Here is a 23187-nt window from a genome sequence, read left to right on the forward strand (position 1 = left end):
AGATGATGTTCGAGTTGTCGCCGCTGGAGACGGCGGCGAATGCGTCGGCCCGCTCGGCACCGGCCGCGACGAGGACCGCGCGGGGGAAGCCCTGCCCGACGACCTGGCGCCCGTGGAACTCCGGACCGAGCCGGCGGAACGCCTGCGAGTCGCGGTCGATGACCGCGACCTCGTGCCCGTGTTTCTCCAGGCTCAGCGCCAAAGTGGCTCCCACCCGGCCGGAGCCCATGATCACGAAGTACACGCACTGAACGCTACCGGAGCGGTGGTGCGACGACGTCGGCACGGCCCTAGACTCACGCGTTGTGTCTGGGACCGGTCGCGCACTGAAGCGCATCGTGGTGGGTCGCGCCATGCGCAGCGACAAACTCGGTGAAACCCTGTTGCCCAAGAAGCTCGCGCTGCCGATCTTCGCCAGCGACGCGCTCTCGTCGGTCGCCTACGCGCCCGACGAGATCCTGCTGACACTCGGCCTGGCCGGTGGCTCGTTCGCCTTCACCCACTCGTGGCAGATCACTCTCGGTGTCGTCTTCGTGATGGCGGTGGTCGTGGCGTCATACCGGCAGAATGTGCACGCCTATCCCTCGGGCGGCGGCGACTACGAGGTGGCCACCACCAACCTGGGCCCGAAGGCGGGGTTGACCGTCGCATCCGCGCTGCTGGTCGACTACACGCTCACGGTGGCGGTGTCGATCTCCTCCGGTGTGCAGAACGCCGCCTCGGCCATGCCGTTCCTGCACGGGCACGAGGTGATCGTCGCGGTCCTGCTGATCGTCGCCCTGACCGCGATGAACCTACGAGGGGTGCGGGAGTCGGGCAGCTTCTTCGCCATACCCGTGTACCTGTTCATGCTCGGCGTGATCGCGCTGGCGATCGTGGGTGTCATCCGCAAACTGGCCGGCGACCTGCCGTTGGCAGAGAGCGCGAAGTTCACCCTGGCGCCGCAGCCGCACATGGACACGTTGTCCCAGATCGCCGTGGTGTTCCTGTTGCTGCGCGCTTTCTCCAGCGGGTGTGCCGCGCTGACCGGTGTCGAGGCGATCTCCAACGGCGTGCCGGCGTTCAAGAAGCCGAAGAGCAAGAACGCCGCGACGACGCTGTTGCTGATGGGTTCGATCTCGGTGGTGATGCTGGTGTCGATCGTGACGCTGGCCAACTGGACCGGCATCCACATCCAGGACCCGGACCACCCCGGCAACCTGCTGCTGCACGGCAAGCCGGTGACCGGCTACACCGAGGACACGGTGCTCGGTCAGTTGTCGCACGCGGTGTTCCACGGCTTCCCGCCCGGCGTCGTGTTCGTCGCCATCGTGACCGGCGTCATCCTGGTGCTGGCGGCCAATACGGCATTCAACGGCTTCCCGGTCCTCGCCTCGATCCTGGCCCGCGACGGCTGGCTGCCCCGGCAGCTGCACACCCGCGGTGACCGGCTGGCCTACTCCAACGGCATCCTGATCCTGGCCGGTGTCGCCATGCTGCTCGTGGTGGTCTACCAGGCCGAGCCCACCCGGCTGATCCAGCTCTACATCGTGGGTGTGTTCGTCTCCTTCACCACCAGCCAGATCGGCATGATCCGGCACTGGAACCGCAACCTGCGGCTGGACGACCCACCCACGTCGCCGGCCCGGATGAAGCGGGCGCGCGTCATCAACGCGATCGGCGCGGCGATGTCCGGCACGGTGCTGGTCGTCGTGCTGCTGACCAAGTTCACCCACGGAGCCGGTTACGCGGTGGCGGCGATGGTGGTGCTCTTCGCGCTGATGGTGCAGATCCGGCGGCACTACACGCACGTCAGCGAGGAGCTGCGACTCTCCGAGTCCGCCGAGGACCAGCTGCTCCCGTCCCGGGTGCACGCTGTGGTGCTGGTCTCCAAACTACACAAGCCGGCGATGCGCGCCCTGGCGTATGCGCGCGCCACCCGGCCGTCGGTGCTCGAGGCGATCACCGTCGAGGTCGACCCGGAGGAGACCCGGGCGCTGCAGGAGGAGTGGGACCGCCGTGAGATCCCGGTCACGCTGAAGATCATCGCCTCGCCGTACCGGGAGATCACCCGGCCGATCATCAAGTACGTCAAGACGATCCGGCGGGACAGCCCGCGCGACGTGGTGATGGTCTACATCCCCGAATACGTCGTCGGCCGGTGGTACGAGCAGCTGCTGCACAACCAGTCGGCGCTGCGGCTGAAGTCGCGACTGCTGTTCACTCCCGGCGTGATGGTCGCCAGCGTGCCCTGGCAACTGCGCTCCAGCCAGGGCCATGAGATGCGGTATGACGGCCCGGCGCCCGGCTCGGTCCGGAGAGGTCGATGAGCCGCTCGAGCAGGGGTCGGCAGCGCCGAGGGGCCCGGCGCGGCGGACGCGAGCGCGTAGCCGCCCGAGGTGATTCGCTGGTCGGCGCCGAGTTCGAGGTGGAGGTCGGTGACGTCGCGCACGGGGGCTTCTGCGTCGCCCGGCACGAGGGGCGGGTGCTGTTCGTGCGGCACGCCCTGCCCGGTGAACGCGTCGTCGCCAGGGTCACCGACGGCGGCACGACGTCGCGCTTCCTGCGCGCGGACGCCGTGCAGGTGCGGGACGCCTCGCCGCAGCGGCGGGAGGCGCCGTGCCCCTTCGCCGGTCCGGGAGCCTGCGGCGGATGCGACTGGCAACACACCTCTGCAGCCTTCGGCCGTGAGCTGAAGACCCGCGTGGTGCGCGAGCAGCTGCGGCGACTGGCCGGCCTGGAGTGGGACGGCGCGGTCGAGGCGGTGCCCGGCGACGTGAACGGCCTGCGCTGGCGGACCCGCGTGGAGTTCTCGGTGGCGACGGACCGCTGGCTCGGCCTGCGCAAGCATCGCTCGCACGACGTCGTGCCCGTCGACGACTGCCTGATCGCGGTGCCGGAGATCGCGGCCACCGGGCTGCTGCAGGAGCCCGCCGAGCCGGGCGTCACCGGCGTCGACGTCGCGGTCGCCGCCGACCGGGAGGTGGTGGCCGTGGACCTGCCGGTGCGCGACGCGGGCGTGCCCGACGTCGTGGAACGGGTGGGCCCGCCCGGGGAGCACGCGCGCGACTTCCGGGTGTCGGCGCGAGGTTTCTGGCAGGTGCACCCGGGGGCGGCGGCGACCTTCGTCGGCGCTGCTCTCGACGGGCTCGAGCCGCGGACGGGAGAGCGGGCGCTGGATCTGTATGCCGGGGTCGGTGTCTTCACGGCGTTCCTGGCCGACGCGGTCGGGCCGGCCGGCCGGGTGCTCGGCCTGGAGGGAGACTCCCGGGCGGTGCGCGACGGCGGACCGAACATCGGCGGACTGGGGCAGGCGACGTTGCAGCGTGCCGACATCGGCACCGGCGACTGGATGATCCCGGTCGACGAGATGCTGGACCGGGTCGACCTGGTGGTGCTGGACCCGCCGCGGTCCGGCGCCGGACGTGCCGTCGTCCGCGACGTGCTGACCCGCGGCCCGCGGCGGGCGGCATACATCGCCTGCGACCCGGCCGCGCTGGCGCGTGATCTGGCGTATGCCGCCGAGTGCGGCTACGAGCTGGTGTCGCTGCGTGCGTTCGACGCCTTCCCGATGACCCACCACGTCGAGTGCGTGGCGATCATCGAGCCGTCCGGCGCTGCTGCGCAGTAGCGTGGTCCTGCGGCCGGCGACGGGCGATTCGGCCACGGCGAAGGGGCGATGCGATGTTCGATCTGGGGCACGGCACCACGCTGATGAGCGACCTGGTCTGCGCGGTGCGTGACGACCAACTGGGGCAGCCCACACCGTGCACCGAGTGGACGGTGGCCGACCTGTTGACGCACATCCACCAGTTCAGCAACGTCTTCACCGCCAATGCGACGAAGACGGCGCCGGACCCGCCGGGGGCGCTCGTCGACGACTGGCGGACGGCGATCCCCGAGGCGCTGGCCGACCTTGCTGCGGCGTGGCAGCGCGAGTCCGCCTGGCAGGGCAGGGTTTCCGCGGGCGGGGTGGAGATGGATGCGGCCGACAATGCCGTGGTCGCAGCCGAGGAGCTGACCGTCCACGGGTGGGACCTGGCACGTGCAACGGGCCAGGCCATGGCGCCGGTGGACAGTCAACTCGACCGCGTCGACGCCTTCTTCGAGGTCTTCGGGGGCGCCCCGTTCGGCCCGCCCGGCGACGCCGCCCCGGACGCCACGCGGCTGGCGCGCGTCATCGCACGCACCGGGCGTGACCCGCACTGGTCGCCCGCACGCTGACGCGGTCGGCCCCGCCATACGGCCGCCGGCGGTGAGAGGATCGGGGCGTGCTCGCCGGCCGGCGACAGTTAGGCAGACCTTCGCTGATGCCGCGACGCACGCTGTGATTAACTTATCTTGACATCAAGATAAAGCCGTCCATGAGTGCCAGAGACGAAGGAGTCGATGTGAGCACCAACAGCTTCGGGGCGAGGGACACGCTCGCCGTGGGCGAGAAGTCGTACGAGATCTACCGCCTGGACAAGGTCGAGGGCAGCACCAATCTGCCGTTCAGCCTGAAGGTGCTGCTCGAGTGCCTGCTGCGCACCGAGGACGGCGCCAACATCACCGCCGACCACATCAACGCGGTGGGGCAGTGGGACGAGAACGCCAACCCCAGCACGGAGATCCAGTTCACGCCGGCCCGGGTCATCATGCAGGACTTCACCGGAGTGCCGTGCGTGGTCGACCTGGCCACGATGCGCGAGGCCGTCCGCGACCTCGGCGGTGACGCCAAGAAGATCAACCCGCTGGCACCTGCCGAGATGGTGATCGACCACTCGGTGATCATCGACGTGTTCGGCCGCGCTGACGCCTTCGAGAAGAACGTCGAGATCGAGTACGGCCGCAACAAGGAGCGCTACCAGTTCCTGCGCTGGGGCCAGACGGCCTTCGACGACTTCAAGGTCGTGCCCCCGGGCACCGGCATCGTGCATCAGGTCAACATCGAGCACCTCGCCCGCGGCGTCATGGCGCGTGAGTCCGCCGACGGTGTCGTGCAGGCCTACCCCGACAGCTGCGTCGGCACCGACAGCCACACCACCATGGTCAACGGCCTGGGCGTGCTCGGCTGGGGTGTCGGCGGCATCGAGGCCGAGGCGGCGATGCTCGGCCAGCCGGTGTCGATGCTCATCCCGCGCGTCGTCGGCTTCAAGCTCACCGGTGAGATCCCCTCGGGTGCCACCGCCACGGACGTCGTGCTGACGATCACCCAGATGCTGCGTGAGCACGGTGTGGTCGGCAAGTTCGTGGAGTTCTCCGGCGAAGGCGTCGCGTCCGTGCCGCTGGCCAACCGCGCCACCATCGGCAACATGAGCCCCGAGTTCGGCTCGACCTGTGCGATCTTCCCGGTCGACGACGTGACGCTGGACTACCTGCGCCTCACCGGTCGCACGGACGAGCAGGTCGCGCTCGTCGAGGCCTACGCCAAGGAGCAGGGTCTCTGGCACGACCCGAGCGTCGAACCGCGCTTCTCCGAGCGGCTCGAGCTGGACCTGTCGACGGTCGTGCCGTCGATCGCCGGCCCGAAGCGGCCGCAGGACCGCATCGAGCTGTCCGTCTCGAAGGAGTCGTTCCGCAAGGTGCTGCCGACCTACGTGTCGCACCACGAGGGCGACGCCGGCAACGCGTCGAGCTTCCCGGCCAGCGACCCGAGCCCGGAGGGCACCACCGAGGGGCAGAACGGTGGCGATCGGCCGGCCGAGGAGGGCGCGGGCGCCGACCGCCCGACCCGCAAGGTCCCGGTGACCCTCGCGGACGGCCGCAGCTTCGAGCTGGATCACGGCATCGTGGCGATCGCGTCCATCACCAGCTGCACCAACACCTCGAACCCCTCGGTGATGCTCGCCGCCGCGCTGCTGGCCAAGAACGCCGTCGACAAGGGCCTGACCGCCAAGCCGTGGGTCAAGACCTCGGTCGCTCCCGGTTCCCAGGTCGTCACCGACTACTACGAGAACGCCGGCCTGTGGCCCTACCTGGAGAAGCTCGGGTTCTACCTGGTCGGCTACGGCTGCACCACCTGCATCGGCAACTCCGGCCCGCTGGACGAGGCGATCTCGCAGGCGATCCAGGACAACGACCTGGCCGTCACCGCGGTGCTGTCCGGCAACCGCAACTTCGAGGGCCGGATCAGCCCGGACGTGAAGATGAACTACCTCGCGTCGCCGCCGCTGGTCATTGCCTACGCGCTGGCCGGGACGATGGACTTCGACTTCGAGAAGGACTCCCTGGGCCAGGACGCCGAGGGCAACGAGGTCTTCCTCAAGGACATCTGGCCGGCTCCGGCGGAGGTCGAGCAGGTCATGGCGCAGTCCATCTCCACCGAGATGTTCAGCAAGGACTACGCCGATGTCTTCGCCGGTGACGAGCGCTGGCAGTCGCTCCCGACGCCCGAGGGCGACATCTTCGAGTGGGATGCCGAGTCGACATACGTCCGTAAGCCCCCGTACTTCGAGGGTATGGCGAAGACCCCGGAGCCCGTCGAGGACATTCACGGTGCCCGCGTGCTGGCCAAGCTGGGCGACTCGGTGACCACCGACCACATCAGCCCGGCCGGGTCGATCAAGGGTGACAGCCCCGCGGGCAAGTACCTGCGCGAGCACGGCATCGAGCGCAAGGACTTCAACTCCTACGGTTCGCGGCGCGGCAACCACGAGGTCATGGTCCGCGGCACCTTCGCCAACATCCGGCTGCGCAACCAGCTGCTGGACGACGTCGCGGGGGGCTTCACCCGCGACTTCACCAACGACGGCGAGCAGACGACGATCTTCGACGCCGCGCAGAACTACGAGAAGGCCGGCATCCCGCTGGTCGTGCTCGCCGGCAAGGAGTACGGCACCGGCAGCTCGCGCGACTGGGCGGCCAAGGGCACCGTGCTGCTCGGGGTGCGGGCGGTCATCGCCGAGTCGTTCGAGCGGATCCACCGGTCCAACCTGATCGGCATGGGTGTGCTGCCGCTGCAGTACCCGGAGGGCGAGACCATCGAGTCGCTGGGGCTGTCCGGCACCGAGACCTTCGACATCACCGGGGTCACCGCCCTCAACGAGGGCAAGGACATCCCCCCGACGGTCCACGTGAGCGCGGCCACGGAGGACGGTTCGACGGTGGAGTTCGACGCGGTGGTCCGCATCGACACACCCGGTGAGGCGGACTACTACCGCAACGGCGGCATCCTGCAGTACGTCCTGCGGTCCCTGGTGGACTGAGAGTCGTCATACGCAGGAAGGCCCCGCACTCTCGTCGGAGGGTGCGGGGCCTTCCTGCGCGCGAAAAGATTTTGCGCGGATCTTCCGTCGGCGGACGTCCTTTACGCAAGACTGAGGGGATCGTCCCCCGTACGGTCTTCAAGGAGTCTGATCATGTCCGATCGTTCCGCGCTGCTCCCCACGGTGCATTTGCCGTCGCTGACCCGCCGCCAGGCGGTGCTGGGTGGTATGGCGGCCGGCGGCGCGTTGTTGTTCGGCGCGCCGGTCGCGTCGGCGGCGTCGCGTGTCACCGCCGCAGCTGGGAGTGAGCGCCACATCCGCTATCACCGGTTCACCGGTGCGCGGGCTTGGGCCCACGGCAAGGGTGCCGGCGTGCACTTCGACCAGCACGGCCTGCGGATCGCCCGCCCGTCCGGCACGCGCGCCTTCGCCGACCCGACGGTCACCGGCGCACCCACCACGCTGTATGACGTCAGCACGTGGACCTCACCGTGGCGCGCCAACGGCTTCGGGCTGACCGAGCTGATCAGCTCCTGGAACGCCGACACCCCGAACGGCACCTGGATCGAGGTCAACGTCCGCGGACATGCCGAGGACGGCACGCTGACCGACTGGTTCGTGATGGGCCGCTGGTGCAGCAACGACCCGGCGCAGGGCGGTGCCATCAACCGTCAGTCGGTCGATGGGCAGGGCACCGACTACGCGACCGTCTGGACCGACACACTGCACATGTATGGCGCGCACACCCTGCAGGACATCCAGTTGCGGGTGCAGTTGCTGCGTCCGCACGGCACGTCGCTGACCCCCACGGTGCGCTTCCTCGGCGCGGTCTCGTCCGCCCTGCCGGACGACGCGACCGTGCCGGTCAGCACGTTCACGCTGGGCCGTGAGCACATCCTGGACGTGCCGACCTTCTCCCAGGAGAAGCACGTCGGGCAGTACCCGCAGTGGGACAACGGGGGAGAGGCCTGGTGCTCACCGACATCGTCGTCGATGGTGCTCGCGTACTGGAAGCGCGGGCCCAGCAAGGCCGATCTGTCGTGGGTCGATCCGTCATACGAGGACCCGCAGGTCGACTTCGCGGCACGCAACACCTACGACTACGTCTATGAGGGCTGCGGCAACTGGCCGTTCAACACGGCATACACCTCGCGCTACGGGCTCGAGGGCTTCGTCACCCGGTTGCGGAACCTGGCCGAGGCGGAGCCGTTCATCGCCGCCGGTATGCCGGTGATCACCTCGGTGTCGTTCAAGAGTGCGGATCTGGACGGTGCCGGCTACTCCACCAACGGCCACCTGATGGTGCTGGTCGGCTTCACCGCCGACGGCGACCCGGTGATGAACGACCCGGCATCGCACCTGATCGCGGACAACAAGGAAGTGCGGGTCACCTACCAGCGCGAGCAGTTCGAGAACGTCTGGGTCCCGCACAGCGGCGGCACCGTCTACATCAACCACCCGGCGCACCTGAAGCTGCCGCGTGCGCCGCGCGAGGCCAACTGGTGACCGTCAGCTCCCGGTCGCGCTCACCCCAGCGCGATCGGGAGGACGATCGTCACCAGCACCGCCACCACGACGACGACGGTGTCGCGTCGGTGCCACGGTGACGGCTGCGCCCACGTGCGTCGCTGCGCGGTCGCGAAGCCGCGCGCATCCATGGCGAGCGAGAGCTGGGTCGCGCCGCGCATCGCCGAGACGAGCAGTCCGAAGGTCAGGGGCACGGTGCTCGCGGCCCGCGAGAGGGGGCTGCGGGTCGGCCCGAAACCGCGGATCCGGCGAGTGCGCTGCAGCTGCTCGAAGGTCTCGCCGAGCCGGTCGAAGCGGGTGAGGGAGGCGGTGAACGCCCCGACGAAACGCGCCGGCAACCGCAGGATCTGGGCCAGCGCGTCACCGAAGCGCATCGGGTCGATGAATGCCGCGACGATCGCGCCGGGCAGGGCCAGCACCAGGATGCGGCCCGCCGCGACGGTGGCCAGGGACGGATCGTGGCCGCCGAGCAGCCACGAGGACCACCACAGCGAGATCGCGGCGAATCCGACGGCGAGCAGCCGCCACCGCAACGGGCGCCAGCTCGGCACGACGAGGGCCGCCAGCACGGCATACACGGCGACGACGATCACGGCGGCCGACACCCGATCGACCAGGAACGAACCGAGCACGGCGGAGAACCCGAAGGCCAGCAGCGCGAGCGGGTTGGCGCGGGCCACGACGGTCTTCATCCGACCGCCTGCCCGCTCTTGAGTTGTATGACGCCGTCCGACCGGTGCATCAGCGCCACGTCGTGCGTCGCGACGCCGACGGTGGCACCGGCGTCCCTGGCCGCCTGCATCCAGCCGACCACAGCCGCCCAGGTGTGCCGGTCCTGCCCGACAGTGGGTTCGTCGAGCAGCACGACGCCCGGGCGGTGTGCCAGGGCGGCCAGCACGGCCAGTCGGCGTTGCTCACCACCGGACAGTTGGTACGGATTCGCTCCGGCGAGATGGTCCAACCGCAGCAACGTCAGCAGTTCGTCCACCTCGACCGTTCGGCCGAGGCGCGTTGCGGTGCACGCGACTTCGTCGCGCACGGTCGTGCGCAGGAAGCCGTGCTCGGGGTTCTGCGGGACGAAGCCGACAGCGGCCGCGAGGTCGGCCGAACGCCGCCGGGCGAAGGCAGGTGCGGCGCCCAGCACCCCGCCTGCCGTGGGTTGCAGCAGCCCGGCGAACGCCGCCAGCAGGGTCGACTTGCCGGCTCCCGACGGCCCGACGAGGGCGGACAGCCGGCCGGCTCGCAGCGTCGTCGTGGCACCGTCGAGCGCGCGGTGGGTGCTGCGGCCCTGCAACGACCGCGTGGTGAGGTCGACCCGGAGTGCGTCGGCGCGCAGCTCCGGCCCGGGCGCCGCGGGCGCGACCCGCGCTCGGTCCACTGGGACGGGCTCCGGGTCGGGCGCGTCCGGCATCCACACCCCGGCATCGAGCATCCGGTCCCGGTGCTCGGACACGAAGACCGCGGGAGTGGTGTCCGCGATCACCGTGCCGTGTTCGAGGACGACGACCCGGTCGCAGTGCGGCAACCACGGGCCGATGCGGTGCTCGACGATCACCGTCGTGGCGCCGGTCCCGCGTGCGGCATCCAGCACGCAGTGCCGGACCCGTGCGGCCGATTCGTCGTCGAGCATCGACGTCGGCTCGTCCAGCAGCAGCAGTCCGGGTCGTACCGCGAGGACGCCGGCGAGGGCGAGACGTTGCAGTTCGCCGCCGGACAGCGCCGAGGTCGATCGGTCCACGTCATACCGCAGCCCGACCCGGTCGAGTCCCTCGTGCACCCGACGCCAGATCTCGTCCCGGTCCAGTGCGAGGTTCTCCGGCCCGAAGGCGACCTCGCGGCCAATGGTGGCGGCCACCAGGGAGTCCGCGGGGTTCTGCAACAGCAGCCCGGTCGGTGCATCGATCTCGACCGTGCCGCTGCGTTGGCCCGGCACGGCGTCGCCGAGCAGACCGGCCAGGGCACGCAGCACCGTCGACTTGCCTGCGCCGCTGCCCCCGGCGAGCAGCACGATCTGGCCCGGGGCGAACGTCAGGTCGAGGTCGCTGACGACCTCGTCACGACGTCCCAGCGGGCGCCAGCCGAAGCCGCGCAGAGTGGCGTGTGCGCCGGTCACACCGCGTTCCGGGCGTGGTGCTCACGACCGGCGCCGAACGCGTCCAGCACACCGGTCGCGGCCAGCGCACGCACCAGCAACCAGCCGAGCACACCGGCCAGGACCGCACCGGACAGCATGGTGCAGCCCAGGTAGGCCAGCTTGTAGTTCCAGGTCCACGCCGAGTAGTAGGCGTGCCACTCGTAGAAGATCTCCAGTGCGCCGGCCATCGCGCCGCCGAGTGCGGCCACCACGACACCGAAACGCTTGTAGAGCACCAGGGCGAGCACGACCTCGACGCCGAGCCCCTGCAGCAGGCCGGAGATCAGCGTGCTGGTGCCCCATTGGTTGCCGATCAGCATCTCGACGGCGGCGCCGATCAACTCCGCTGCCAAGGCCGCGCCGGGCTTGCGCACCACCAGTCCGCCGAGCACGCCGGCGATCAACCATGGCCCGCTCAGCAGGCCGAGGACCGGGGGAGCGGTGAAGAGAGCGAGCGTGCTGATGCCGTTCCATGCCTGGGACCAGGCCCAGAAGACGACGCCGGAGGCGACGCCCAGGGTGGCCACCGTGACCAGGTCGATGGTGCGGTAGGCCAGCAGTGAGGTGGTGGACGCCCGGTGCTCGGGCGCGCTGACAGTTGCCATGTGTGACTCCCTTCGCCGGTGCTAACCGGAGCAGGTTCAAGGGTCTGCGGGCGAGCCGCACTCTCAGCGCCGAAGCGCTCCCCTGTCGGTAGGTGTGTCCTCCAAGGTACCAGCGTCTGCGTGCTGCGGGCGACCGGATGCAACCGGCCCGTGGCCCGGGCGTCCTGACAGGGAGAGCGTCCACCGACGCGTAGACTCGACCGACGCACACCCGACCAGGAAAGGCGCGTACGACGTGGGACTGCTCGACACGATCTCGTCACCCGAGGACCTGCGGCGGATCCCGGCCGAACGCCTGGACGAGCTGGCGGCGGAGATCCGCGAGTTCCTGGTCGACTCGGTGTCACGCACCGGCGGGCACCTGGGACCCAACCTGGGGGTGGTGGAGCTGACCATCGCGTTGCACCGTGTCTTCGAATCACCCTCGGACGCCATCGTGTTCGACACCGGGCACCAGTCCTACGTGCACAAGCTGCTCACCGGCCGGCACGACTTCTCCAAGCTGAAGAAGCAGGGCGGCCTGTCCGGTTACCCCTCGCGCGCGGAGTCCGAGCACGACATTGTCGAGAGCTCGCACGCCTCGTCCTCGCTGTCCTGGGCCGAGGGCATCGCCAAGGCCCGTGTGCTCGGCGGCGAGCCACACCGTCATACCGTCGCCGTGATCGGTGACGGCGCACTCACCGGCGGTATGTCGTGGGAGGCGATCAATAACATCGCGGTCGAGCGCGACCTGCCGCTGGTGATCGTGGTCAATGACAACGAGCGCAGTTACGCCCCGACCATCGGGGGACTGGCCGACCACCTCGCCGCGCTGCGCACGACGCGCAACTACGAGCGGATGCTCGGCTGGGGCAAGACGACGCTCAAGGGCACGCCGGTGGTCGGCGACCTGGTCTACGAGACCCTGCACGGCGTCAAGCGCGGCATCAAGGACATCGTCTACCCGCAGCAGGGTATGTTCGAGGACCTCGGCATCAAGTATGTCGGACCGGTCGACGGCCACGACGAGGCCGCGGTCGAGCAGGCGCTGCGCCGGGCGCGTGCCTTCGGTGCTCCGTGCATCGTGCACGTGATCACCGAGAAGGGTCGTGGTTACCAGCCCGCGCTCGACGACCAGGCCGACCACATGCACGGCATCGGCAAGATCAACCCGGAGACCGGCCTGCCGTTCGAGGTCGCCGGACGGATCTGGACCGACGAGTTCAGCGACGAGATGGTGCGGCTGGGTGCCGAGCGGCCGGATCTGGTCGCCATCACCGCCGCCATGATGATCCCGGTCGGGCTCGACAAATTCGCCGAGGCCTACCCGCAGCGGGTCATCGACGTCGGCATCGCCGAGCAGCACGCCGTCACCATGGCGTCCGGCCTGGCGTACGGCGGCATGCACCCCGTCGTCGCCGTCTACGCGACATTCCTCAACCGCGCCTTCGACCAGATGCTGATGGACGCCGGTCTGCACCACGCCGGGGTCACCTTCGTGCTCGACCGCGCCGGCGTCACCGGTTCCGACGGTGCCTCGCACAACGGCATGTGGGACATGTCGATCTGCTCCATCGTGCCCGGTCTGCGGCTGGCCGCGCCGCGCGACGGCGAGCAGGTCAAGGCCCAGTTGCGCGAGGCGGTCGTGGTCGACGACGCGCCCACCGTGATCCGTTTCCCGAAGGGCGACGTGGCCGAGCCGCTGGCGGCGGTGCGCGCCGACGGCTCTCTCGACGTGCTGCACGACGCGACCGATGCGGAAGTCTTGATCGTCGGTGTCGGCTCGATGTGTCCCACGGCCTTGCAAGTCGCCGAAAAACTTGAAGCACAAGGACATTCGACACTCGTCGTCGACCCGCGTTGGGTCCTGCCGGTGTCCGACGACGTCGTGCGTATGGCGCGCACGGTGCGCCACGTCGTCGTCATCGAGGACAACCTGGTCACCTCGGGGATCGGCGTCGCGACAGCGCATGCGCTCGCCGAGGCCGACGTCGCGACCCGGGTGCACACCTTCGGCATACCGAAGGAATATCTCGAGCACGCCTCGCGCGGTCAGGTGCTGGAGGCGATCGGCCTCACCCCGGACGTCATCGGCACGCGGCTGATCGCGCGACTGTCGTCGCACGCGTGAGCGCTTCGACGTCGCAGCTCTGGCAGACCGATGCGTGGCGGCAGGAAGCCACCCGCTGGATCGACGAGTCCCTCGAACGCCGTGGCCTGACGCGAGTTCCGGTGACTCCCCGGCAGCCGCGGGTCCGCGCCTGGTCCACCCAGCTCGTGGTGGACACCTCGGCGGGGCGTGCGTGGTTCAAGGCATGTTCACCGAGCACGTCGCCGGAGCCGTCGATCCATCGACTGCTCACCAGGGTCGCGCCCGACCGGCTGCCGGAGGTGTGGGCATCGCACGAGGACCGCGGTTGGCTGTTGATGCCCGACCAGGGACCGCAGCTGCGCGAGGTCGCCGACGCCGAGACGATCGTCGGACTGTGGTCCGGTGTGCTGCGGCGGTATGCCCGGCTGCAGCGTGCGTCCATGGAGGTGGTCGACGACCTCGTCGCCGCCGGAGTGCCGCGCTGGGATCCGCAGGACCTGGTGGCGCACTGGATCGCGGGGCGTGGCGCCGCATGGCCAGCGGCCGCGGCTCCGTTGCGTGCGGCGGCCGAACGATTGGCCGCGTCCGAGTTGCCGGACACCATCCAGCACAACGATCTGCACGCCGGCAACGTGTTCTGCGCGGACGGGTCCGCGGCTGCGATCCACGATTCCCGGTTCTTCGACTGGGGTGACGCGTATGTTGGAAACCCGCTCTGTTCACTACTGATCGCGCTCGCCGGTCCGACACGCCACTTCGGTATGCCGCCCGACCCCGAACGCGATGCACGGTGGGTGCGGGCCTACCTGTCGGCCTGGGCGGACCTGGTGCCGAGCAGCCGGCTGCGGGCGGTCATGCCCGACGCGATGCTCATCGCGCAACTCGCGCGGGTTCGCGCGATGGAGCGGGCACTCGACCGTGGGACGGCGGCCGAACGCGCCCAGTGGGAGCCGCAGATCATCGATCCCGTCGTCCAGCGGATCCTGGCGACCGCCGGCGCCGAGGGATCAGCAACGCCAGCGCGATGAGCGCACCGAGCGCGGTCTCCACCGCCCGATCGGTGAGCACCGTGCCGATCGGCCGCGGTGCCGACAACTGGCCCATCAGCAGTGCCAGGGGCGTGATGGCAAGCAGCGCGACGGCGTAGTTGCGACCGACCAGCAGCTCAGCCGCCATCTGCAGCACCATGATCAGCACGACCATCACGATCGGCGTGGGATGCGTCTCGAGCAGTGGCCACGCCACGAACACTCCGACCAGGGTGCCGACGACCCGATGCACGCCCCGGATGACCTGCGTATGACGCCGCGGGCCGGTCAAGGTCGCGACGACCGCGACCATCGCCCAGGACGGGTGCGGGCCGCCGAAGCTGGTCGCGACGGTCCCGGCGAGCAGGATGCCGGCCAACAGCCGCGCGACGGTGCCGCGTTGGAGCGGGTCGCGCAGTGTCGCGCCCAGGTCTGCCGACGGGACCACTGCACGTGGCCGGTGCGCGGGCTCGCGCAGTGCACCGATCCGGCCCACCAGCATGGCGAATCCGGCGCTGAGCATCGTCACCGCAGCCGCGACCGGGACCAGGTGGGCCTTGCCCGGGATGGATGCGCAGACCGTGATGCCGAAGACCAGGAAGATGGATCCTGGCGGGTGCCAACGGAACGCCGACGACACCAACTGGCCGGCGACGGCGACGACTGCCGCCCCGGGGATCGTCCACCACGCCCGGCCCGGCAGCAGCGCGATGGCAGTGCCGAGCACGACCGACATCGTCAGGAAGAGACCCGCCATCGCCTGCATGCCGGTGCGCTCGGCATACCCGCTCCGCCGCCCGTAGAGGGAGGTGAAGGCACCGAACGCCGCGTATGCCGCCCAATCCATGTGATCGATCAGCACCAGCACGAGCAGCGGCACGAAGACCGAGATGCCGGCCCGGGCCGCGACACGATGTGCGCCGGCGTGCGGACCGAAGGTGAACGCGGTGCGCAGGGGACCGGTCGCAGCGTCATTCATGGGCATGACGAGGATATCGATGGTTCTGAGGCGTTCGCCCCATCCTGACTGTCGCGCTGCTCACATGGGGGGCGCACGATGGCCGGTGCCGTGCAGGCGCCGAACGCCCTGTCGATTCGTCGATTCCGGTCCCGGACCGGTAGCCTTGTGCCATCTGCTCGTCACGGCTCTCGCCACGAGTTGATCCGCATGTCGAGCACGCTCCATGCGCAGCCCCTGACCACAGGAATCGGCTGGCCAGGCGAGGCAACCGACAAGATTGAAGTTTCGTGACCTCATCGTTCACTGCCCTCGGCGTACCCTCGCGCCTCGTCGACGTCCTTGCCGCACAGGACATTTCGACGCCCACCCCGATCCAGGCGGCGACGCTGCCGGACTCACTCGCCGGACGTGACCTCCTCGGCCGTGGCCGCACCGGCAGCGGCAAGACCTACGCCTTCGCCCTGCCGCTGGTCGCCCGTCTGCAGCAGAGCCGGACCCAGCGCGCCGCCGGGCGGCCCCGGGCGCTCATCCTCGCGCCGACGCGTGAACTCGTGGCGCAGATCCAAGACTCACTGCAACCCCTGGCGGACACCGCCGGGCTCCGGACGCTCACGGTCATCGGTGGCGTCGGCCAGAACCCCCAGGTGCGCGGATTGCGTTCCGGCGTGGACATTGTGATCGCCTGCCCGGGCCGGCTCGAGGACCTGATCAGCCAGGGGCACTGCTCACTGGCCGCCGTCGAGATCACCGTGCTGGACGAGGCCGACCACATGGCCGACCTGGGATTCCTGCCGGGAGTGCGCCGGTTGTTGAAGCAGACGCCGAAGAACGGCCAGCGGCTGCTCTTCTCTGCGACGCTCGACAAGGCCATCGACGTCCTGGTGCGCGAATTCCTGCGCAATCCCGTGACACACGAGGCGGATTCAGCGCAGTCACCGGTCGCCAAGATGAGTCACCATGTGCTGCACGTCGCCAACCGCGAGCTTCGCGTGCCGGTGCTGGCGGACCTGGCCGCGGCGCCCGGCCGCACCGTGATCTTCACCCGCACGAAGTATGGCGCCAAGGCGCTGGCCCGCCAGTTGAACAAACGCGGCGTGCCGTCCGTCGACCTGCACGGCAACCTCGGGCAGAACGCGCGGACCCGCAACCTCGCCGCCTTCCACTCCGGTGCGGCGAGCACGCTGGTCGCGACCGACGTGGCGGCCCGCGGCATCCACGTGGACGACGTGGCGCTCGTCATACACGCCGACCCGCCCGCCGAGCACAAGGCCTATCTGCACCGCTCGGGGCGCACCGCCCGTGCCGGCGCAGAAGGCACCGTCATCACGCTGATGACCGACGATCAGCGCAAGGACGTGCGCGACCTGACGAAGGCGGCCGGCATCACGCCGACCACCACCAAGGTGGCCGACACCGATCACCCCGTGCTGCGCGACCTGGCACCCGGCGACCGCGTGCTGGTCGACGGCGGGTATGTCGCACCTGCCGCGGCCCAGCAGCAGCCGAAGAGCAAGCAGGGCGCAGCATCGCCGTCCGGCGCGCGCAAGACCGGCAGCGGGCAGCGTTCCGGGCGCAACCGGAACAAGAGCCGCCGCAACGGAAATGGTTCTGCAGCACCGAGTTCCGCGCAGTCGGCCAGTGGCGGCTCCGGCAGCAGCCGCCGGTCCAACGGTGGTTCGAGTGCCGGCCGGGTGGCGGGCGGCCGGTCGTCGGCCGGTCGCGGAGCCACTGGCCGGCGGTCCGCCGGTGGCGGTCGCTCCAGTGGCGGTCACTCGGCGGCAGGGTTCAGCTCCGGCCGCCGCTGACCTGCGCGAGTAACCGGCAACGGTCGCCGGTTGGGTCGCCGGTGAACGAATCGGGACACCAGTCAGCCGACCCACTCGCCACGGTCGATGAGGACCTGCCGCAGTATGTCGGCACGGTCGGTCATGATGCCGTCGACGCCGAGGTCGAGCAGTGCGTGCATCTGCACCGCCTCGTCGATCGTCCAGACGTGGACCTGGACGCCGGCGCGATGTGCCCGACGCAGTGTTGCAGCACTGACGACCCGCACCCGGCCGGCCGAGACCGGCATCTGCAGGCAGTCGACACCGCGAAGAGCGTTCTGCCCGAGGGGGACACGCGCCCACTGCGGCGAGCGTCCGCCGATCACGAATCGAGCGATGACCGACTGGCCGCCGGAGGTGGCCACTGGTCGGGAGAGGCGCCGTAACACCGCGCGACGGCGGGTGTCCGAGAACGAGGCGATGCAGACCCGGTCATGTGCCCGGTGTCGCTCGATGACCGCCACGAGCGGTTCGACAGCACCGGCGGCCTTGCAGTCGATGTTGACCCGCAGGTGCGGCCACGATTCGAGCACCGCGTCGAGCGTCGGTATCTCCGCCGCGCCGGCGATCCTGGCCTGCCGCACGTAGCTCCACGGCAGCTTCGCCACGACGCCGGTGCGGTCGGTCTCCCGGTCGAGCCGATCGTCGTGGAAGGCGATCAACTGCCCGTCCGCGGTCGCGTGCACGTCGGTCTCGACATACCGGAAGCCGAGATCGACGGCCGCCCCGAACGCCGGCAACGAGTTCTCCGGCGCGGCCGGGTGGTCGGTGAAACCGCGGTGCGCCATCGCGATGACGCCGGGATGATCGAAGAATGCGGTCCGCGTCACGGTTGCCCGTGCCGGAGTCAGATGTCGCGGAATGTCTGGATGTCGGCACCCAGCTTGTTGAGCCGGGTGTCGAGCTCCTCGTAACCGCGGTCGATCACGTAGATGTTGCGCAGCACTGAGACACCCGGGGCAGCGAGCATCGCCAGCAGTATGACGACAGCCGGGCGCAGGGCCGGCGGCGACATGACCTCCGCGGCGCGCCACTTGGTCGGGCCCTCGATCATCACCCGGTGCGGATCCATCAGGTGCACCTTGCCGCCGAGCGCGTTGAGCTCGGTCAGGTAGATCGCGCGGTTCTCGTAGACCCAGTCGTGCAGGGTGGTGGTGCCCTGCGCGTAGGCGGCGATGACCGCGAAGAACGGCAGGTTGTCGATGTTGAGGCCCGGGAACGGCATCGGGTGGATCTTGTCCTTGGGCGCCCGCAGCGGACCGGGCTTGGTGGTGATGTCCACGAGCCGGGTCTTGCCGTTGGCCGAGGCGTATTCGTCGCCCTCGATCTCGTACTTCATGCCCATGCCCTCGAGCAGGGTCAACTCGATCTCCATGAACTCGATCGGCACCCGGCGGATGGTGATCTCCGACTCGGTGACGACCGCGGCGGCGACGAGGGTCATCGCCTCGATCGGGTCCTCGGAGGGGTGGTATTCGACGTCCTTGTTGATCTCCTTGACGCCGTGCACCCGCAAGGTGGTGGTGCCCACGCCCTCGATGCGCACGCCGAACTTCTCCAGCATGAAGCACAGGTCCTGGACCATGTAGTTGGGGCTGGCGTTGTGGATCACCGTCTCGCCGTCGTACAGCGCGGCGGCGAACAGGGCGTTCTCGGTGACGGTGTCGCCGCGTTCGGTCAGGATGATCGGCTTGACCGGACGCACCGACGGGTCGACCTTGGCGTGGTAGTAGCCGTGCGAGGCGACGACGTCGAGGCCGAACGCGCGCAAGGCGTAGAGGTGTGGCTCGACGGTGCGGGATCCGAGATCGCAGCCGCCGGCGTTGGGCAACTGGAACTGGTCGAACTGGTGCAGCAACGGTCCCAGGAACATCAGGATGGTCCTGGTCCGCCGGGCGGCGGTTTCGTCCATGGCGGCGAGGTCGAACTTCGCCGGCGGAATGATCTCCAGGTCACTGCTGTCGGGTAGCCAGCGGGTCTTGACGCCGATCGAGGTCAGCACCTCGGTGATGCGGTTGACCTCTTCGATGCGGGCCAGGTTGCGCAGCGTCGTGCGGCCCTTGTTGAGCAAGGTCGCGCAGAGGCAGGCGACCGCGGCGTTCTTGGAGGTGCGCACGTCGATCTCGCCGGACAGCTTCCGGCCGCCCTTGATGCGCAGGTTGAGGGGAGTGGACGAGGCGACCGCCACGACCTCGGTGTCGAGCGCCTCGCTGATGCGGGCCAGCGTCTCCAGGCTGAGGTTCTGTTTGCCCTGCTCGATGCGGGCGACCGCACTCTGCGACGTTTGCAGCGCTTCGGCGAGCTCGTTCTGGGTGAGCTTCTTGTGCCGCCGCGCGTCGCGGATCAGCGTGCCGACTCGGGAGAGGTAGTCATCGGTCATGCGGCGAGTGTAGCTCACATATGAGATCGAATAGGGCCCCGCGACACGCGATGCGTGTCACAGGGCCCTGTTTCGCGTCGATCTACGACGTCCCGTGGTATGACGCGGGTCAGTCCGCAGACCGGACCGAGGCCACCCCCGGCTCGAGGAACCGGCGGCCGGTCACCTTCTCACTGATCCCGGTGCGGTCCAGCAGCGGGGTGACGCCGCCGTTCCAGAACGGAAAACCGGCTCCGGTGATCATCGCCAGGTCGATGTCCTCGGGCGCCTGGACGACGCCTTCGTCCAGCATCCGTCGCACCTCGTCGGCGAGGGACGACAAGGCCCGCTCGCGGACCTGCTCGGACGCGAGCTCCACCGGCGAGGCCGGCGCCTCGAACAGCTCCAGCACCGTGCTGTCGATCGCCCCGTCGCTGCCGTAGAAGCTGCCGATCTTGGCCTCGACCACCGCGGCCAGGTTGGGCGAGACGTAGAACCGGTCCGGGAACGCGGCGGCCAGCGTCTCGCTGTTGTGCAACGCGATGGCCGGCCCGACCAAGCTGATCAGCATGAACGGTGGCATCGGGGTGAGCCCGGCGAACGCCTGCTCGACGACCTCGATGGGGGTGCCCTCGTCCACGATCCTGCCGGCGTCGCCCATGAAGCGGCCGAGCAGCCGGTTGACCACGAACGACGGGGAGTTCTTGACCAGGATGCTGGTCTTGCCGAGGCCCCGGGAGGCGGCGAACGCTGTTGCGAGCGTGGCGTCGTCGGTCTGGTCGCCGCGGATGATCTCCAGCAGCGGCATGACCGCGACCGGGTTGAAGAAGTGGAAGCCCACCACTCGCTCCGGGTGCGTCAGCTCCGACGCCATCTCGGTGATGTCCAGCGAGGACGTGTTGGTCGCGAGCACGCACTCCGGTGACACGACGGCCTCCACCTCGGCGAAGACCTTCTTCTTGACCGACATCTCCTCGAAGACCGCCTCGATCACGAAGTCGGCGTCCGCGAAGCCGTCCTTGCCGGTGGATCCCGACACCAGCGCCTTGAGCCGGTTGGCGCCGTCGGCGGACAGGCGGCCCTTGGCGAGCAGCTTGTCGATCTCGCCGTGCGTGTAGGCCACGCCCTTGTCGACGCGTTCCTGGTCCAGGTCGGTGAGCAGCACCGGCACCTTCAGCTTGCGCGCGAACAGCAGCGCCATCTGGCTGGCCATCAGGCCGGCGCCGACGATGCCGACCTTGGTCACCTTGCGGGCCAGCGACTTGTCCGGGGCGCCCGCCGGGCGCTTGGCGCGCTTCTGCACCAGGTTGAACGCGTACAGCCCGGCGCGCAGCTCATCGGTCATGATCAGGTCGGCCAGTGCCTGGTTCTCGGCCTCGAAGACCTCCTCCCGCGACGCCGTACGCGCCGCGCGCATCAGCTCGATCGCCCGGTATGGCGCCGGCGCCGCCTTCCCGGTCTTGGCATCGGCCTCGGCGCGCGCCTTGTCCAGCGCGCCGTTCCACGCCTCCTCGGAGGTGTCCACAGAGGTGCGTTCGACGGTCTCCTCGCCGGTGATGACGCGGGCGGCGAAGGTCAGCGAGTCCTCCAGGAAGGTCACCGGCTCCAGCAGCCGGTCGGCCAAGCCGAATTCGAAGGCGTTCTTGCCCTTGATCATCCGGTTCTGCGACAACGGGTTGCCGATGATCAGCTGGGCCGCCTTCTCGGTGCCGATCAGGTGCGGCACGAGGTAGGTGCCGCCCCAGCCGGGCACGAGCCCGAGGAAGCACTCGGGGGTCGCGTAGGCGGGCACGTCGGAGGAGATGGTGCGGTAGTCGGCATACAACGCGATCTCGACCCCGCCACCCATGGACGCGCCGTTGATGAAGACGAAGGTCGGCACCGGCAGGGCGGTGATCTTGCTGAACGTGTCGTGGCCCGCGCGGGCGATCTGCAAGGCCTGGTCGCGATCGGTGATCGACGGGATGCCGGTGATGTCGGCTCCCACCGCGAAGATGAACGGCTTGCCGGTGATGCCCGCACCGACGATCTCGCCGCGATGGGCGCGGTCGGCGACGGTGTCGAGGACCTCGCCCAGCTCGGCCAGCCCGGCGGGTCCGAACGAGTTGGGCTTGGTGTGGTCGAAGCCGTTGTCCAGGGTGATCAGCGCGAAAGTGCCTGCGCCGCCCGGTAGCTGGACGTCCTGGAGGTGGGCGTGCGTGACGACCTCGTCCACCTGGGGGAGTGTCTGTGTGTCGGTCATCACGCGGCTCCTTCCGACGTGTTCGAGTCCACGCTGCTGACGTAGTCCTGGTGGTGCGGGTTCTCCCAGATGACGGCGCCACCCATGCCGATGCCGATGCACATCGCGGTCAGTCCGTAACGAACCTCCGGGTGCTCGGCGAACTGACGGGACAGCTGCGTCATCAGCCGCACGCCGGAGGAGGCGAGCGGGTGACCGGTGGCGATCGCACCGCCATACAGGTTGACGCGCTCGTCGTCGTCGGCGATGCCGAAGTGGTCGAGGAACGCCAGCACCTGGACGGCGAAGGCCTCATTGAGTTCGAAGAGCCCGATGTCGCTGATGTCCAGGCCCGCGTGGTCCAGCGCCTTCTCGGTGGCCGGCACCGGTCCGACGCCCATGACCTCCGGCTCGACACCGACGAAGGCGTAGTTGACCAGCCGCATCCCGACCGGCAGGCCGAGCTCGGTGGCGGCGCGCTCGGACGCCAGCAGACACGCGGTCGCGCCGTCGTTGAGACCGGCCGCGTTGCCCGCAGTGACGTTGCCGTGCGGACGGAACGGCGTCTTCAGCTGGGCCAGATCCGCGACGGTCGTGCCCGGCCGCGGCGGCTCGTCGGTGGTGGCCAGGCCCCAACCCTTCTCGGCGTGCCGCGTCGCGACGGGCACCAGGTCGGGCTGGATCTTCCCGTCGGCATACGCCTGGGCCAGCTTCTCCTGGCTGCCCACTGCGAACGCGTCGCAGCGTTCCTTGGTGATCTGCGGGAAGCGGTCGTGCAGGTTCTCAGCGGTCTCGCCCATGACCAGCGCCGACGGGTCGACCAGTTTCTCGGCGATGATCCGCGGGTTGGGGTCCACGCCCTCACCCATCGGGTGCCGGCCCATGTGCTCCACGCCGCCGGCGATGGCGATGTCGTAGGCGCCGAAGGCGATGCTGGACGCGGTGTTCGTCACGGCGGTCATCGCGCCCGCGCACATGCGGTCGATGGAGTAGCCGGGCGTCGAGGTGGGCAGGCCGGCGAGCAAACCGGCGACGCGACCGAGTGTCAGGCCCTGGTCGCCGATCTGGGTGGTTGCCGCGATGGCGACCTCCTCGACCTTCGCCGGGTCCAGGTCGGGCTGGCGGCGGAGGAGTTCACGAATGCATTTGATGACCAGGTCGTCGGCGCGGGTCTGGGCGTACATGCCCTTCTCCCCGGCCTTGCCGAACGGCGTGCGAACGCCGTCGACGAAGACGACCTCAGAAAGCGTGCGGGGCACGGTGCCTCCCGAGAGTGGGACGAGTTGACG

17 protein-coding genes and 1 riboswitch are annotated in these 23187 nt (G+C 69.4%); of the genes, 8 read left to right on the plus strand and 9 right to left on the minus strand.

Features of this window, described 5'->3' with window-relative positions; translation table 11 throughout:
• Positions 1-244 (minus strand): NAD-binding protein (locus ACTHL4_RS12075; RefSeq protein WP_440283017.1); only part of this gene is annotated, 244 nt, incomplete at its 3' end.
• A 61-nt stretch (positions 245-305) separates the two neighbouring features.
• On the opposite strand from ACTHL4_RS12075, the gene ACTHL4_RS12080 reads away from it, so the two are divergent.
• The 5 genes from ACTHL4_RS12080 (at position 306) to ACTHL4_RS12100 (ending at position 8672) form a co-directional block, all read left to right on the plus strand.
• Positions 306-2309, plus strand: a complete 2004-nt coding sequence (locus ACTHL4_RS12080) for an APC family permease (RefSeq protein ID WP_440283018.1) — start codon at positions 306-308, stop codon at positions 2307-2309.
• Positions 2306-3610 (plus strand): class I SAM-dependent RNA methyltransferase, encoded by a 1305-nt coding sequence (locus ACTHL4_RS12085; protein WP_440283019.1) that lies wholly within the window; start codon positions 2306-2308, stop codon positions 3608-3610. Before ACTHL4_RS12080 ends, ACTHL4_RS12085 begins: the two co-directional genes overlap by 4 nt.
• A gap of 53 nt (positions 3611-3663) precedes the next feature.
• Positions 3664-4203, plus strand: a complete 540-nt coding sequence (locus ACTHL4_RS12090; RefSeq protein ID WP_440283020.1) for a TIGR03086 family metal-binding protein — start codon at positions 3664-3666, stop codon at positions 4201-4203.
• Positions 4204-4343: 140 nt separating this feature from the next.
• Entirely contained in the window at positions 4344-7166 is a 2823-nt protein-coding gene (locus tag ACTHL4_RS12095) for an aconitate hydratase (protein WP_440283021.1), read from the plus strand.
• A 153-nt stretch (positions 7167-7319) separates the two neighbouring features.
• Complete coding sequence (locus ACTHL4_RS12100; protein WP_440283022.1) at positions 7320-8672, plus strand: C39 family peptidase; 1353 nt, start codon at positions 7320-7322, stop codon at positions 8670-8672.
• Between the two features lie 20 nt (positions 8673-8692).
• Here the strand turns inward: ACTHL4_RS12100 and ACTHL4_RS12105 are convergent, their stop codons facing one another.
• From ACTHL4_RS12105 to ACTHL4_RS12115, 3 genes are all read right to left on the minus strand, one after another.
• A complete protein-coding gene (locus ACTHL4_RS12105) occupies positions 8693-9385 on the minus strand; it encodes an energy-coupling factor transporter transmembrane component T family protein (RefSeq protein WP_440283023.1) in 693 nt (230 codons plus the stop codon).
• Positions 9382-10806 carry an ABC transporter ATP-binding protein gene (locus ACTHL4_RS12110; protein WP_440283024.1) on the minus strand — a complete coding sequence of 475 codons (1425 nt, stop codon included), beginning with the start codon at positions 10804-10806 and terminating at the stop codon, positions 9382-9384. The genes ACTHL4_RS12105 and ACTHL4_RS12110 overlap by 4 nt, the downstream gene beginning before the upstream one ends.
• Complete coding sequence (locus ACTHL4_RS12115) at positions 10803-11432, minus strand: ECF transporter S component (RefSeq protein ID WP_440283025.1); 630 nt, start codon at positions 11430-11432, stop codon at positions 10803-10805. Before ACTHL4_RS12115 ends, ACTHL4_RS12110 begins: the two co-directional genes overlap by 4 nt.
• A riboswitch (TPP riboswitch) is annotated at positions 11423-11526 on the minus strand. (Overlaps the previous gene by 10 nt.)
• A 141-nt stretch (positions 11527-11667) precedes the next feature.
• Between ACTHL4_RS12115 and dxs the strand changes: the two genes are divergently transcribed.
• A complete protein-coding gene (gene dxs, locus ACTHL4_RS12120) occupies positions 11668-13542 on the plus strand; it encodes a 1-deoxy-D-xylulose-5-phosphate synthase (protein ID WP_440283026.1) in 1875 nt (624 codons plus the stop codon).
• The gene (locus ACTHL4_RS12125; protein WP_440283027.1) at positions 13539-14531 is read left to right on the plus strand and encodes a phosphotransferase; all 993 of its coding nucleotides are present in this window, start codon (positions 13539-13541) and stop codon (positions 14529-14531) included. The genes dxs and ACTHL4_RS12125 overlap by 4 nt, the downstream gene beginning before the upstream one ends.
• On the opposite strand, the gene ACTHL4_RS12130 is transcribed toward ACTHL4_RS12125, so the two are convergent.
• Positions 14461-15510 carry an FUSC family protein gene (locus ACTHL4_RS12130; RefSeq protein ID WP_440283028.1) on the minus strand — a complete coding sequence of 350 codons (1050 nt, stop codon included), beginning with the start codon at positions 15508-15510 and terminating at the stop codon, positions 14461-14463. The genes ACTHL4_RS12125 and ACTHL4_RS12130 overlap by 71 nt on opposite strands.
• A gap of 269 nt (positions 15511-15779) precedes the next feature.
• Here ACTHL4_RS12130 and ACTHL4_RS12135 point away from each other — a divergent pair, with 269 nt between their 5' ends.
• Entirely contained in the window at positions 15780-17297 is a 1518-nt protein-coding gene (locus ACTHL4_RS12135) for a DEAD/DEAH box helicase (protein WP_440283029.1), read from the plus strand.
• Between the two features lie 62 nt (positions 17298-17359).
• Here ACTHL4_RS12135 and ACTHL4_RS12140 read toward each other — a convergent pair whose 3' ends face one another.
• The 4 genes from ACTHL4_RS12140 to ACTHL4_RS12155 form a co-directional block, all read right to left on the minus strand.
• On the minus strand, positions 17360-18148 hold the full coding sequence (locus ACTHL4_RS12140; RefSeq protein ID WP_440283030.1) for a glycerophosphodiester phosphodiesterase: 789 nt from the start codon (positions 18146-18148) through the stop codon (positions 17360-17362).
• A gap of 17 nt (positions 18149-18165) precedes the next feature.
• The gene (locus ACTHL4_RS12145; RefSeq protein WP_440283031.1) at positions 18166-19698 is read right to left on the minus strand and encodes a helix-turn-helix domain-containing protein; all 1533 of its coding nucleotides are present in this window, start codon (positions 19696-19698) and stop codon (positions 18166-18168) included.
• 109 nt (positions 19699-19807) lie between these two features.
• On the minus strand, positions 19808-21919 hold the full coding sequence (locus ACTHL4_RS12150; protein ID WP_440283032.1) for a 3-hydroxyacyl-CoA dehydrogenase NAD-binding domain-containing protein: 2112 nt from the start codon (positions 21917-21919) through the stop codon (positions 19808-19810).
• Positions 21919-23157: a thiolase family protein gene (locus tag ACTHL4_RS12155; protein WP_440283033.1), complete on the minus strand. Its 1239-nt coding sequence runs from the start codon at positions 23155-23157 to the stop codon at positions 21919-21921. The genes ACTHL4_RS12150 and ACTHL4_RS12155 overlap by 1 nt, the downstream gene beginning before the upstream one ends.
• Between the last annotated feature and the right edge of the window lie 30 nt (positions 23158-23187).

Origin of the sequence: Flexivirga sp. (genome assembly GCF_051955415.1) — a bacterium.
Lineage (GTDB): Bacteria > Actinomycetota > Actinomycetes > Actinomycetales > Dermatophilaceae > Flexivirga.